Origin of the sequence: Kitasatospora sp. NPDC059747 (genome assembly GCF_042732955.1) — a bacterium.
GTDB lineage: Bacteria > Actinomycetota > Actinomycetes > Streptomycetales > Streptomycetaceae > Kitasatospora.
Genome location: NZ_JBHWGV010000017.1, coordinates 94054 through 107159, shown reverse-complemented (window position 1 = coordinate 107159; position 13106 = coordinate 94054). Strand labels below are relative to the sequence as shown.

The window sequence follows — 13106 nt, the reverse complement described above, 5'->3', positions numbered from 1 at the left end:
CCCCCCCCCCCCCCCCGCCCGCGGCGCCCCCCGCCCCCCGCGGCCCCCCTCCCACCCCGATCCCCCAGGTGAAAAGATGGTCCCCGGACCCCCGCGACGGTGCGGCGGCCCGAAGAGCAGAGCCGAGGAGCGCAGTCATGCCGAAGCAGGCCCCGCAGAGCGACCCCCTGCAGGACGCCCCCGAGGTGTCCGCGCCGCAGCACGCGGCCGCCGGCCTGCCCGCCGTCGGCCACAGCCTCCGCATGGCCACCGAGCAGATGGGCGCCCGCCGCACCCTCGCCACGCTCCTCAAGGTGAACCAGCCGAACGGCTTCGACTGCCCCGGCTGCGCCTGGCCGGAGCCGGACAAGACGCACACCGCGGAGTTCTGCGAGAACGGCGCCAAGGCCGTCGCCGAGGAGGCGACCGAGCGCCGGATCCGGGCCGAGTTCTTCGCCGCGCACCCGGTCGCCGACCTGGCCGAGCGCTCCGGCTACTGGCTCGGACAGCAGGGCCGCCTCACCCAGCCGATGCTGCTGGAGGAGGGCGCGACGCACTACACCCCGGTCTCCTGGGACGACGCCTTCGCGCTGATCGCCGAGGAACTCAAGGCCCTCGACACCCCGGACGGCGCCGCGTTCTACACCTCGGGCCGCACCAGCAACGAGGCCGCCTTCGCCTACCAGCTGTTCGCCCGCCGCCTGGGCACCAACAACCTGCCGGACTGCTCCAACATGTGCCACGAGTCCTCGGGTTCGGCGCTCACCGAGACGCTCGGCGTCGGCAAGGGCAGCGTGAGCCTGAAGGACCTCTACCAGGCCGACCTGATCATCGTGGCCGGCCAGAACCCGGGCACCAACCACCCCCGGATGCTCTCCGCCCTGGAGCGCGCCAAGCGGGCCGGCGCGAAGATCGTCAGCGTCAACCCGCTGCCGGAGGCGGGCCTGGAGCGCTTCAAGAACCCGCAGAACGCCCGCGGCCTGGTCGGCCACGGCACCAAGCTGACCGACCTGTTCCTGCAGATCCGCCTCGGCGGCGACCTCGCGCTGTTCCGGGCACTCAACCAGCTGGTCCTGGAACGAAACGGCGTCGACCGCACCTTCGTCAACGAGCACTGCCACGGCTACGAGGAGTTCGAGGCCCAGGCCACAACGACCGACCGGGACGAAGTCCTCGCCGCGACCGGCCTGCCGTGGGAGCAGATCGAGGAGCTCGGCCGCATGGTGCTGGCCTCGAAGAAGATCATCGTCTGCTGGGCGATGGGCCTCACGCAGCACAAGCACGCCGTCCCGACCATCCGCGAGGTGGTCAACTTCCTCCTGCTGCGCGGCAACGTCGGCCGCCCCGGCGCGGGCGTCTGCCCGGTGCGCGGGCACAGCAACGTGCAGGGCGACCGGACGATGGGCATCTTCGAGCGGCCGAGCAAGGCGTTCCTGGACGCGCTCGGCAAGGAGTTCGCGTTCGAGCCGCCGCGCGAGCACGGCCTCGACTCGGTGGACACGATCCGCGCGATGCGCGACGGCAAGGTCGGGGTCTTCTTCGCGATGGGCGGCAACTTCGTCGCGGCGACGCCGGACACCGAGGTCACCGAGGCCGCGATGCGGCGCTGCCGGCTGACGGTGCACGTCTCGACCAAGCTGAACCGCTCGCACGTGATCACCGGAGCCCGCGCGCTGATCCTGCCCACCCTCGGCCGCACCGACCGGGACGTCACCGGCTCGGGCGCCCAGTTCGTCAGCGTCGAGGACTCGATGGGCCAGGTGCACGCCTCGCGCGGCGGCCTGCGCCCGCCCGCGCCCGGTCTGCTCTCCGAGACCGCGATCATCTGCCGCCTCGCCCGCGCCGTGCTCGGACCGCAGGACACCGTGCCGTGGGAGGACTTCGCCGGCGACTACGACACCCTGCGGGCCCGGATCGCCCGGGTCGTGCCCGGCTTCGAGGACTACAACGAGAAGGTGCGCCGCCCCGGCGGCTTCACCCTGCCGCACGGCCCGCGCGACTCCCGGACCTTCCCGACCGCCACCGGCAAGGCCAACTTCACCGTCAACCCGCTGACCGCCCCGGAGGTCCCGCCGGGTCGCCTGCTGCTGCAGACGCTGCGCTCGCACGACCAGTACAACACCACGATCTACGGCCTCGACGACCGCTACCGCGGCATCAAGGGCGGCCGCCGGGTGGTCCTGGTGAACCCGGCCGACGCTGCCGAACTCGGCCTGACCGAGGGCGCGTTCGTCGACCTGGTGGGCGAGTGGAAGGACGGCGTCGAGCGCCGCGCACCGCACTTCAAGGTGGTCCACTACCCGGTGGCCCGCGGCGGGGCGGCGGCCTACTACCCCGAGACGAACGTACTGGTCCCGCTCGACTCGACGGCCGACATCAGCAACACCCCCACGTCGAAGGCGGTCGTCATCCGGTTCGAGCCGGACAGCACCGCGGGCTGAGCCTCCAAACAACGGAGAGGCCGCCTCTCAGGGCGGCCTCTCCATCCGGCTACGGGACTCAGGGCAGCAGGCCACCGATCAGCGGCAGCGTGGCAGTGGCGCTCCCGGGCGCCGAAGCAGTGGGCGTCCCCGTACCGGACGGCGTCGGCGTACCCGTCCCGGAAGGCGTCGGCGTGCCCGTCCCACTCGGCGTCGGCGTACCCGTCCCCGAAGGCGTACCCGTCCCCGAGGGAGTCCCGGTGCCCGACGGCGACCCCGTACCCGACGGAGTCCCGGTCCCGGACGGCGTACCGGTCCCGGACGGCGTCCCGGGCGTGGTGGACGGGGTCCCCGGGTTCGGCGCCGGCGTGCCCGGGACCGGGGTCGTGCCCGGGGCCGGGGCCGTGCCCGGGGCCGGGGCCGGCACCGGCGGCCGCTGCTCGGCCGGGGTCGGGGCGATCGGCGTGACGGTGTCCCAGCCGGTCGGGAGGTCGGGCACCTTCCAGGCGCCGCCGGCGTCGTCGGCCGCGCCGGACGGGTCGGGGCGGACGGCCCCGAGGATCGCCATCGAGCCGATCGGCGAGACCTTGATCACCGCGCCCGGCCGGGGGGCCTGCACGATCAGCCCACCGCCGATGTACATCGCGACGTGGGTGGCGCCCTGGAAGTACACGATGAGGTCGCCGGGCCGGATCTGGTTCAGCGCGACGTGCGGGAGCTCGGCCCACTGCTCCTGGCTGGTGCGCGGGATCGGCTTGCCGGCGTGCAGCCAGGCCTGCGAGGTGAGGCCGGAGCAGTCGTACGAGTCCGGGCCGATGCCGCCCCACAGGTAGGGCTTGTTGAGCTGGGCCAGCGCGAAGGCGACCGCCGCGCGACCGGCCAGCGAGGGCGTGCGCTCGCCCTGGCCGAGGGCGCCGCTGGCGAGGAAGGCGAGCTGGGCCTCGTCGGCCTTGGCCTTCTCCAGCTTCTCCAGTTCGGTGCGCTGGGCGCCGGTGAGCGAGGAGACCAGCTGCTCGACGGCGGCGAGGTCGGTGGCGACCTTGGCCTTCGCCGCCTCCTGCTGGGCGACGAGCGCCTGGGAGGTCTTGAGGGCGTCCGCGGTCTGCGCGGTCAGCCCGGCGAGTTCGTTGCGGTCGGCCTTGAGCCGGTCGAGGAACTCGGACTGCGAGCGGCTGGCGGTGGCGAGCAGCTCGGCGATGGTGACGGCCTCGTACGGGTCCTTGGAGAGCAGGAGTTCGGCGTAGGCGGAGGTGGCACCGTTGCGGTACTGGGCGGCGGCGAGCTGCGCGGCGATGTCGGTGCCGGCGTCGACCTGCTTCTGCTGGCGTTCGAGGCGGTTCTGCAGGTCGGTGAGGGCGGTCTGCTGCTCGGTGACCTTGGCGACCGCGCCGTTGTACTGCTCGGTGGCGGCCTCGGCGCCCTGGTAGAGCGCGTGCAGCTGGTCGAGCAGCGGTCCGAGGGTGGCCTTGGCGGCGGCGAGCGGGTCGTCCCCCGGGGCGGCCGTGGGCGCCGTCACGCCGGGCGTGCCCGGGTCGGGTGCGGCGTACGCGGCCCCGGCGGCGAACGGGAGCGCCAGCGCGGCGGCGGCCAGCACTGCTCCGCAGCGCAGGGCGGCCCGCACCCAGGGTCGTACGCCCACCGTCTCGCCGCGCCGCGATTCCCCGCCCATGGGTCTTCCTCCCCGCCCTGCCCGTCCCCGGGTTCCCCGGATCCCGGCGATCCTCCCACGGGTTACCCGCCGGAAACAGGGCGCGCCAGGACCGGAAGGTGAATTCTCCGTTCACAGCCCCGTTCACAGCCCCGTTCACGGTCCCGTTCACCTGTGAGACAGGTCTCAGCAAACGTGTGCGAACCGGGGCGTTCTTCGCTAAGGTCCAGCTCAGCGCGACCCATGTCACTCCTGCGAAAGCTTACGGCCATCGCCAGGACACCAGCGGAACCACGATTCCCGGCTCAGTTCACCTTCCGTTCACCGAACCTGCCTACGGTCGCGAGCGACACCAACGTCCGTGCGACAACTACGACGATTGTTTGGGTATGGAACACATCTCGTTCCTGGTAGCCGTTGTGATCATCACGGCGCTCGCCTTCGACTTCACCAACGGGTTCCACGACACCGCGAACGCGTCCGCCACCGCGATCGCGACGGGAGCCCTCCGGCCGAAGGTCGCGGTCACCATCGCGGCCGTCCTCAACTTCGCGGGCGCGTTCCTGTCCGTGAAGGTCGCCACCACCATCTCCGGCGGCATCGTCAACGAGAAGACCGGCATCCACCCCGAGATCATCTTCGCCGCCCTGGTCGGCGCGATCCTGTGGAACCTGCTGACCTGGCTGCGCGGCCTGCCGTCCAGTTCCTCGCACGCCCTGTACGGCGGCCTGATCGGCGCCACGATCGTCGGCGTCGGCATGAACGGCGTCAACTTCGACACCGTGGTCACCAAGATCCTGATCCCGGCGGTCGCCTCCCCGTTCGTCGCGGGCCTGGCCTCCTTCGGCGCCACGAAGCTGGCGTACCTGATCACCCGCCGCAGCAACGGGGCCACGACGGACAAGGGCTTCCGCAAGGGCCAGATCTTCTCGTCCTCGCTGATCTCGCTCGCGCACGGCACCAACGACGCCCAGAAGACGATGGGCATCATCACCCTGACCCTGGTCTCGGTCGGCGCCCTGCCCAAGGGCGCGCTGCCCCCCACCTGGGTGATCGTCTCGGCGGGCGCCGCGATCGCGCTCGGCACCTACATGGGCGGCTGGCGGATCATCCGCTCGATGGGCAAGGGCCTGGCGGACATCCAGCCGCGGCAGGGCTTCGCCTCCGAGTCGTCGGTCGCGACCGTCATCCTCACCTCGTCGCACATGGGCTTCGGCCTCTCCACCACCCAGGTCTGCACGGGCGGCATCATGGGCGCCGGTCTCGGCGGCCCGAAGCCGGAGCTGCGCTGGAGCATGGTCCGCCGCATGGTCTACACCTGGGGCCTGACCCTGCCGGCCGCCGGCCTGGTCTCCGGCGGCGCGGCCCTGGTGGTCCGCCAGGGCACCTGGGGCGTGGTGCTGGTCGGCGCCGCGCTGGTCGCCGGCGCGGGCGGCATGTGGCTGATCTCCCGCCGCCAGCCGGTCGGCGCGGACAACGTCAACGAGGTCGGCTCCGTCGAGGACGTCACGACGGTCGACGTCACCACGCTCGACGTCACCGCCGCCGACGTCACCGCCGCCGACGTCACCGCGGTCGACGTCACCCCGGCCGCCCCGGCGAACGCCGCCCCCACCACCGCCTCGACCACGGTCGCGGCCTGAGCGCCGCCGGCTGAGGAGCACACACCATGCACATCAAGTGGAACGCCCTGGCCCAGACCGCCGGAATCAGCTTCGGCGTCACCGTCGCCGTGGTCACCGTCTTCGCGCTCGGCATCCTGGCCCTGTCCCGCCGCGAGGCCGCGCTGACCGCCCGCGAGGACGGCACCGCCCAGGCCGGCACCGCCCAGGCCGCCGGCGGCCGGCTGGCGCTGGCCGGCGCGTACGCCTGCTTCGCCGTCTGCGCCGCGGCCGTCGTCTACGGCCTGGTGCTGATCGCCGCGCCGTAGTCCCCACCGCGCACACGCGAACGGGCCGGGAAGTGGATCCCCACTTCCCGGCCCGTTTCCGTGCCCGCGTACCGGAGGCGTCAGTTCTGCTGCGTGGTCCGCAGCGCCGTCTCCCGGATGAACAGCACCGTGACGAAGGAGGCCAGCGCGAACGGCGCGGCCCACAGGAACACCGTGCCGACGCCGTGCCCGAAGGCGTCCGTCACCAGCGGCAGGATCGGGGCCGGCAGCTTGTGCAGGTCCGGGATGCCGCCGTCGGAGGCCGCGTGCCCGGCCGGGATGTGCGCGGCGGCCAGGTTCTCGGCGAGGTAGTGGCCGACCTTGTTGTTCATCAGCGCGCCGAGCGCGGAGACGCCCATCGCGCCGCCCATGGTGCGGAAGAACGTGACGACCGAGCTGGCCGCGCCGAGTTCGTTGCGGGGCACCGTGTTCTGCACCGCGAGCACCAGGTTCTGCATGGTGAGGCCGAGCCCGATGCCGGTGATCGCCATGTAGACGGAGAGCAGCACGTAGCTGGTGTCGGTCCGCATGGTGCCGAGCAGGCCGAAGCCGATCGCGAGCAGCGCCGTGCCGGAGACCAGGTAGGCCTTCCAGCGGCCGTACTTGGTGATCAGCCGGCCGGCGACGGTCGAGGAGAGCGCCAGGCCGAGGATCATCGGCAGGGTCATCAGGCCGGCCATCGTCGGGGACTTGGCGCGGGCCAGCTGGAAGTACTGGCTGAGGAAGGTGGTCGCGCCGTACATGCCGACGCCGACCAGCACGCTCGCGAGCGCGGCCAGGGTGACGGTGCGGTAGCGGAAGAGGTCCGGCGGGATGATCGGCTCGGCGGCGCGGCGCTCGATGACGACGGCGAGCGCGCCCAGCAGCAGGCCGCCGCCGACCATGGCCGCGGTCTGCCAGGACAGCCACGCGTAGTTCTTGCCGGCCAGCGTGATCCAGACCATCAGCAGGCTGACGGCGCCGGTGATGGTCAGCGCGCCGAGGTAGTCGATCTTCGGCTTGCGCCTGACCACCGGCAGCTTGAGGGTGCGCTGGACCACCAGGATCGCGGCGATCGCGAACGGGATGCCGACGTAGAAGCACCAGCGCCAGCCGAGCCACGAGGTGTCGACGATGACGCCGCCGATGAGCGGGCCGCCGATGGTGGCGAGGGCGAACACCGCGCCGAAGTAGCCGCTGTATCGCCCGCGCTCGCGCGGCGGGACCATCGCGGCCAGGCAGATCTGGCCGAGCGCGACGACACCGCCGGCGCCGATGCCCTGGAGGGCGCGGCAGGCGATGAGTTCGCCGGTGTTCTGGGAGAGGCCGGCCAGGGCGGAGGTGGCGATGTAGATCAGCAGGGCGATCTGCAGCAGCACCTTCTTGCTGGCGAGGTCGGAGAGCTTGCCCCAGATCGGGGTGGAGGCGGTGAGGGTGAGCAGCGCTGCGGTGATCACCCAGGTGTAGGCGGACTGGCCGCCGTGGAGGTCGGTGAGGATGTGCGGCAGGGCGTTGGAGACGACGGTCGACGAGAGCACGGCCACGAAGAGGCCGAGCAGCAGGCCGGACAGCGCCTCCATCACCTGTCGGTGGGTCATGGGTCGGTCGTCGACGGCGGCGGCTGCGCCGGTCGCGGCCTCGGTGGTCACGGTCATCCCGGTCCTTAGAAATCGTTGACTTAGGCAACCATACGAGCAGATGGTTGCTTAGGGCAACTTTCTTCAAGGCAAAGTAAAGCCGGGCCCCACCCGCGCGCCCCCGGGCAGCCCCTCCCGCGCGACCCCCGGCGGCCCCTCCCGCGACCCCACCCACACGACCCCCTGCGGTCACTCCCCCGCGGGCTCGCCGAACACGTCGTTGAAGCGGTGCAGCAGCTCGGCGAAGCGGACCACGTCCTCCTGGGACCAGCCGCCCATCACCTCGCGGACCCGCCGCATCCGGACGTCCCTGGCCGCGAGGTAGCGCCGCCGCCCGTCCTCGGTCAGCGAGACGAACGAGGCCCGCCGGTCCAGCGGGTCCGCCACCCGGGCGACCAGGCCCAGCTCCTCCAGCGCCCTGATCTGCCGGCTCACGGTGGCCTTGCCGACCGCGAAGTACACGCCGACGTCGGTCACCCGCACCCGCCCGGCCTGCTCGATGTAGCCGAGCATGCTGTACGCCATGCCCTCCAGCTCCGGGTGCACCCGGCGGGACAGCTCGGCGACCCTCGCCCGGCCGCGCCGGAACATCAGCGCGACCTCGCGGTCCACCGCCAGCAGCGCGCCCTCGTCCAGTGTTCGCCCGCCCGGCACCCGCTCGCCACTCTCCGCACTCACCGCGCCAGTATCCCGCAGCGGCGGTGGCCGGAACGCGGCGCGTGCGGTGCGACAAGCCAACTACTTCATGGTATGAAGTATCGGTTCTCGTAGTATCTGATTCCGCTCGAATCGCAGGTTTCCCTCGAAACATGGGTTTCCCCCCGAAACCGCAGGTTTCCCCCGATACCAAGGAGATGTGGATGGCCGCCCCGGGGCAGGGTTTCGTCGCCGAACTGAAGGGAGCGGTCACCCCGCGCGCAGCGCTGATGGTGATCGCCGTACTGCTGCTCCAACTCGGCTTCATCACGTCGTACGTCGGGGCGCTGCACAAGCCGGCCCCGCACAACCTGTCGATCGCGGTGGTCGCCCCGCCGCAGGTCGCGCCCAAGCTGGTCGGCGCGCTGGAGTCGGTGCCGAACGACGCCGTGAAGCCGGTCACGGCACCGGACGCCGAGACCGCCACCGCGCGGATCAAGGACCAGAAGATCTACGCCGCGCTGGTCTTCAACCCGGCCGGCACCGAGGACACCCTGCTGACCGGCGGCGCCCGCGGCACCTCGGCCGCCAAGGCCGCCGAGAGCATCACGACCGCGCTGGAGAAGACCCAGGGCCGCACCGTCAAGGTCGAGGACGTCGTCCCGCTGGCCAAGGGCGACACCAACGGCCTCTCCGCCTTCTACCTGGTCATCGGCTGGTGCGTCGGCGGCTACCTGGTCGCCTCGATCCTCGGCATCAGCGCCGGCTCCAAGCCGGCCAACGTCCACCGCCTGCTGATCCGGCTCGGCGCGATGGCGCTGTACTCGATCGCGGCCGGCGTCTTCGGCACCCTGATCGCCGGTCCGGTCCTGGACGCGCTGCCCGGCTCGATCCCGAGCCTGTCGGCGGTGGGCGCCCTGGTGGTGTTCACGGTCGGCGCGTTCACCATGGCGCTGCAGTGCCTGTTCGACATCATCGGCATCGGCATCGCGGTGCTGATCTTCGTGGTGCTCGGCAACCCGAGCGCGGGCGGGGTCTACCCGGTGCCGATGATGCCGCCGTTCTGGCGCGCGATCGGCTCGTGGATCCCGAACGGCGCCGGCACCGCCGCGACCAAGTCGATCGCCTACTTCGGCTCGACCAACATGGCGATGCCGCTCCTGGTGCTCGTCGTGTGGGCGGTCCTCGGCGTGGCGGTCGCCCTGCTCGCCGTCGTGCGCGGCCCGCGCTCGGGCGGCCGGGAGCTGGTCCAGGAGGCCTGAGCCCCGCCCTGCGGAAGGATCCCGTGCCCCCCGGCCCCCGTGGCCGGGGGCACGGCCGTCTCAGGCGCCCGCCAGCCGGCCGGGGTCGGCCACGACGGCGCGCACCACCCCGACGGCGGCGCCCAGCAGCGGCCCGCGCCGCCCGAGCCGGGAGACCGTGAGCCGGTCGTCCGACCACGGGCGGACGGTCACCCGGGCGCCCATCTCGGCCCGCATCGACGGCAGCAGCCAGGGCGCCAGCTGGGCGTACCCGCCGCCCAGCACCACCTCGGCGGGGTCCAGCAGGTTGACCGCACCGGAGGCCGCGATGCCCAGCGCCGCCCCGGCCCCGGCCAGCGCGGCGCGCACCTCCTCGTCCCCGGCCTCGGCGCGCTCGGCGAGCAGGGCCACCCAGTCGCCGCGGATGCCCTCCAGCCCCGCCGCGCGCAGCACCGCCGTCTCCCCCGCGTACTGCTCCAGGCAGCCGTGCGCGCCGCACGCGCAGCGCGGCCCGTCCGGGCGGACCGGCACATGGCCGAGCTCGCCCGCGTAGCCGCGCGCGCCGCGCAGCAGCCGCCCGCCGATCACGATCGCCGCGCCGACACCGGCCTCGGCCGAGACGTGCAGGAAGTGGTCCGGGCCGCCGCCCAGCCAGAGTTCGGCGAGCCCGCCCAGGTTGGCCTCGTTGTCCGCGTCGATCGCGAGCTCCGCCAGGTCCTCCGAGCCGGCCGCGCGCAGGGCCAGGCGCAGTTCGGCGGCGAGCGGCACCTCCTGCCAGCCGAGGTTGGCGGCCCGCTGGAGCACCCCGCCGGCGGTGCCGACCAGTCCGGGCACGGCGAGCGCGAGCGCGGCCGGGCGCAGGCCCGCCTCGGCGACGGCGCGGCGCAGCAGTTCGGCGAGGTCGGCCATGACGGCGGCGGGCGTGCGGCCCCGGTTGCGGATCTCCTGACGGCGCCAGGAGACGACCTCGCCGCGCAGGTCGACTACGCAGGCCCCGAGGTGCTCGACGCCGATCTCGGCGCCGAGGCCGCCGGGCCCGTGCGGGTTGAGGCCGAGCGCGGTGCCGGGCCGGCCGACCTTGCCGCTCGGCGCGGCCGGGCCCTCCTCGACGACCAGGCCGCCGGCGATCAGCTCCTCGGCGAGCGAGGAGACCGCCGCCCGGGTGAGTCCGGTCTCCGCGGCCACTTCGGCGCGGGAGCGCGGGGCCCGTGCGATCACGCCGAGCACCAGCGCCAGGTTGGCCCGGCGCATGCCCTGCTGGCTGGCGGGTCCGCTCCGGACTCCGTCCGGCTCACGCATGTGCCCACCCCGCTCCCTGGCTGGCGGTCACCCGGCCTCACCGCGTCCCGGGCACCTCCCGGGACGTCTCGTGTGCAGCGTAACCGGGTTCGAGGGGCGGCTGCGTCCCGGTGGCGACGGGCTCGGCGAGGCGGGTGAACACCCAGCGCTGCATCGCCCAGAAGCGGAAGAGCATCGCCACGAAGGTGCCGACGATCATGCCGCTGAGGAAGTCCGCGACCTCCTGGGCGAACGGGCCGACGTAGGGCTCGCGCAGGTCCAGGACGTACCGCGAGACCGCCAGCGGCACGTCGTTGACGGCGATCGCCACCACGCTGACCAGGAAGAACAGCACCGCCTCGCGCCGCTGCCCCTGGGCCCGGAAGGCCCAGCGGCGGTTCAGCACGTAGGAGACGACGGTGGCGATCACGGTCGCGATGGTCAGCGCGACCACCGGCTTGTGCTCCAGGACGGTGAACTTCAGCTCGAAGTCGATCACCGTGGTGAGCGCGAAGCAGCCGCCGCCGACCAGCAGGAACTTCACCAGCCTGCGGTGGCGCACCAGGAACGGGCGCAGCCTCGCCGGCACCCGGGCCAAGACGCGCTGAGTGGGGGACGGCATCCTCGCAGTCTCGCACGCGGTCCGCCGTCCCCCTCGTCACTCGGCGGAAATCCTCAGGACGCCGGTGGTCGTGCCCTGGTAGACCACTCCGCCGGGGGCGATCGAGCCCACCATCTGGAGCGTGTCGAAGAGGAAGCCGGCCCCCAGGAACCGGGTGCGCCCGACGGCGCCGGTGGCCGGGTCGATCTCGGCGTAGTAATAGGGGTCGAGGACCGTCGTGGCGGTGCTGCCGGGGATCAGCGGCTTGCGCAGGACGGTGTGGATCAGCCCGTCGCCGGTGGAGAGCCGCGGGACGGCGGCGGAGCGCACGGTGGTGTCCCAGACCAGGTCGCAGCCGGAGCCGTCGGGCCGCACGTCGACCCGGCTGAAGCCGCCGCGGAAGTCGGCGGAGGCGGGCACGCTCGGCCCGGCCTCGGCGGGCAGCGCGGGGTACGGGTAGCCGTTGGTGCTGCTGATGAAGACGCTGTTCCCGGCGCCGATCGGGGAGTTCTCGCTGCCGCTGCCGCCGGCCCTGAGCACCGGCACCGAGCAGACCGGCGAGCCGTCGGAGGTGCGGTAGACCAGCAGGTGCACGGTCGGCGCGGCGTTGTCGACGATGGTCGTGTAGTCGGTGCCGGTGCGCGGGCCGAAGAAGGTCGGGGTGGAGCCGGTGCCCCAGCTGAGCTGGCCGGGCTTGCGGCCTGGCCCGCGGTCGTACGCCTGGCGCCCGGCGGTCCGCGGGGTGCCGTCGGCTCCGGCGGTGAGCAGGTAGGTGGCGTGGGTGGTGGCGACGAGGGTGCCGGCGGGGGCGGTGGAGATCGAGTTGGCGATCCGTTCCCCGGCGGGGAGGGCGAGGCCGCGGACGGCGCCGGTGCGCTCGTCCGCGGTGCCGACGACCCCGCCGCCGGTGGCGAACCAGACCCGGCCCTGCCAGTCCGGCGAGATGCCGACGACGGCGTCGCCGGCCGGGACGGCGCCGGCCAGCGGGAGGCGGCTGTCCACCGTGAGCTCCCAGTCGCCGTCGGCGCTGCGGTGGTGGCCGATCCGCAGCAGGTCGCCGTGGCCGTCGACGGCGACCAGGCGGTCCCGGTCGTCCAGGTAGGCGTACACGCCGCCGAGCAACGAGCCCTTGGCGAGCGGGAGTTCGGCGAGGGACTCGCCGTCGTCCGGGTCCAGCAGGTGGACGGTCGGGGTGCGCCCGAGGATCGTGGTGCAGAGCGCGACCGGGAAGCCGTCGTAGCCGACCAGCACGGTCGGGCAGGCGGACTGCAGGGCCGTACGGTGCAAGGTGAGCGGGCCGGCCGGCGGCCCGGGCAGCCGGGTGGTGTCCGAGGAGCCGGTGTCGCCGTGCATGGTGGCGGTGCCGTCGGGGCCCGCGTACGGGTTGTGCGGCGGCAGCGGTCCGAACGGCGTGGCGGCACGGGCCGGGACCGCGAGGGCGAGCAGGGCCGCGGCCGCGAGGGCGGCGGCGCGGGAGGGCAGCGCGAAGCGCATGGAGGGTGTCCCATCGGGTGAGCGGGCAGGCGTGGGCGCATGGCGGTGCGGCCACCCGGTGGGGGTTCCCGGCGGGGGCGTCGGGTGGAACACCGCGCTCAACGGACGCGGTGACAGATCGCCGAGCACGCGCGGGCGAGGTCGACGTCCAGTCGACGGCTCAGGTGCGCGTGGCGATTCACCCGGCCAGCCTCCCTTACTGACGACCCGTCTCACAAGACCGTCTCACCCTGCGGGCAGGGCCCGGGGCGGAGCGGCAGTGC

Annotated in this window: 10 protein-coding genes; 4 read left to right on the top strand and 6 right to left on the bottom strand. The window is 73.2% G+C overall.

Going from position 1 to position 13106, the window contains the following annotated elements; genetic code table 11:
• The first annotated feature begins 137 nt into the window (after nucleotides 1-137).
• The gene (locus ACFV4G_RS10500; protein ID WP_380438597.1) at nucleotides 138-2420 is read left to right on the top strand and encodes an FdhF/YdeP family oxidoreductase; all 2283 of its coding nucleotides are present in this window, start codon (nucleotides 138-140) and stop codon (nucleotides 2418-2420) included.
• 58 nt (nucleotides 2421-2478) lie between these two features.
• Here the strand turns inward: ACFV4G_RS10500 and ACFV4G_RS10495 are convergent, their stop codons facing one another.
• Nucleotides 2479-4068 (bottom strand): NlpC/P60 family protein, encoded by a 1590-nt coding sequence (locus ACFV4G_RS10495; RefSeq protein ID WP_380438595.1) that lies wholly within the window; start codon nucleotides 4066-4068, stop codon nucleotides 2479-2481.
• Nucleotides 4069-4436: 368 nt separating this feature from the next.
• On the opposite strand from ACFV4G_RS10495, the gene ACFV4G_RS10490 reads away from it, so the two are divergent.
• Together ACFV4G_RS10490 and ACFV4G_RS10485 are read left to right on the top strand one after the other, a co-directional pair.
• Entirely contained in the window at nucleotides 4437-5690 is a 1254-nt protein-coding gene (locus tag ACFV4G_RS10490) for an anion permease (protein ID WP_380438593.1), read from the top strand.
• Nucleotides 5691-5716: 26 nt separating this feature from the next.
• A complete protein-coding gene (locus ACFV4G_RS10485) occupies nucleotides 5717-5977 on the top strand; it encodes a hypothetical protein (RefSeq protein ID WP_380438591.1) in 261 nt (86 codons plus the stop codon).
• 80 nt (nucleotides 5978-6057) lie between these two features.
• On the opposite strand, the gene ACFV4G_RS10480 is transcribed toward ACFV4G_RS10485, so the two are convergent.
• The gene (locus ACFV4G_RS10480; protein WP_380438589.1) at nucleotides 6058-7611 is read right to left on the bottom strand and encodes an MDR family MFS transporter; all 1554 of its coding nucleotides are present in this window, start codon (nucleotides 7609-7611) and stop codon (nucleotides 6058-6060) included.
• 171 nt (nucleotides 7612-7782) lie between these two features.
• Nucleotides 7783-8271, bottom strand: coding sequence for a MarR family winged helix-turn-helix transcriptional regulator (locus tag ACFV4G_RS10475; protein WP_380438587.1), 489 nt, complete (start codon nucleotides 8269-8271; stop codon nucleotides 7783-7785).
• 182 nt (nucleotides 8272-8453) lie between these two features.
• Here ACFV4G_RS10475 and ACFV4G_RS10470 point away from each other — a divergent pair, with 182 nt between their 5' ends.
• Complete coding sequence (locus ACFV4G_RS10470) at nucleotides 8454-9491, top strand: ABC transporter permease (RefSeq protein WP_380438585.1); 1038 nt, start codon at nucleotides 8454-8456, stop codon at nucleotides 9489-9491.
• Nucleotides 9492-9551: 60 nt separating this feature from the next.
• On the opposite strand, the gene ACFV4G_RS10465 is transcribed toward ACFV4G_RS10470, so the two are convergent.
• Genes ACFV4G_RS10465 through ACFV4G_RS10455 form a run of 3 tightly spaced genes read right to left on the bottom strand, consistent with a single transcriptional unit; the run spans nucleotide 9552 to nucleotide 12843 of the window.
• Nucleotides 9552-10769, bottom strand: a complete 1218-nt coding sequence (locus ACFV4G_RS10465; protein ID WP_380438583.1) for an ROK family protein — start codon at nucleotides 10767-10769, stop codon at nucleotides 9552-9554.
• A 37-nt stretch (nucleotides 10770-10806) separates the two neighbouring features.
• Nucleotides 10807-11370 carry a GtrA family protein gene (locus ACFV4G_RS10460; RefSeq protein WP_380438581.1) on the bottom strand — a complete coding sequence of 188 codons (564 nt, stop codon included), beginning with the start codon at nucleotides 11368-11370 and terminating at the stop codon, nucleotides 10807-10809.
• Between the two features lie 36 nt (nucleotides 11371-11406).
• Nucleotides 11407-12843 (bottom strand): hypothetical protein, encoded by a 1437-nt coding sequence (locus ACFV4G_RS10455; RefSeq protein ID WP_380438579.1) that lies wholly within the window; start codon nucleotides 12841-12843, stop codon nucleotides 11407-11409.
• Nucleotides 12844-13106: the final 263 nt, after the last annotated feature.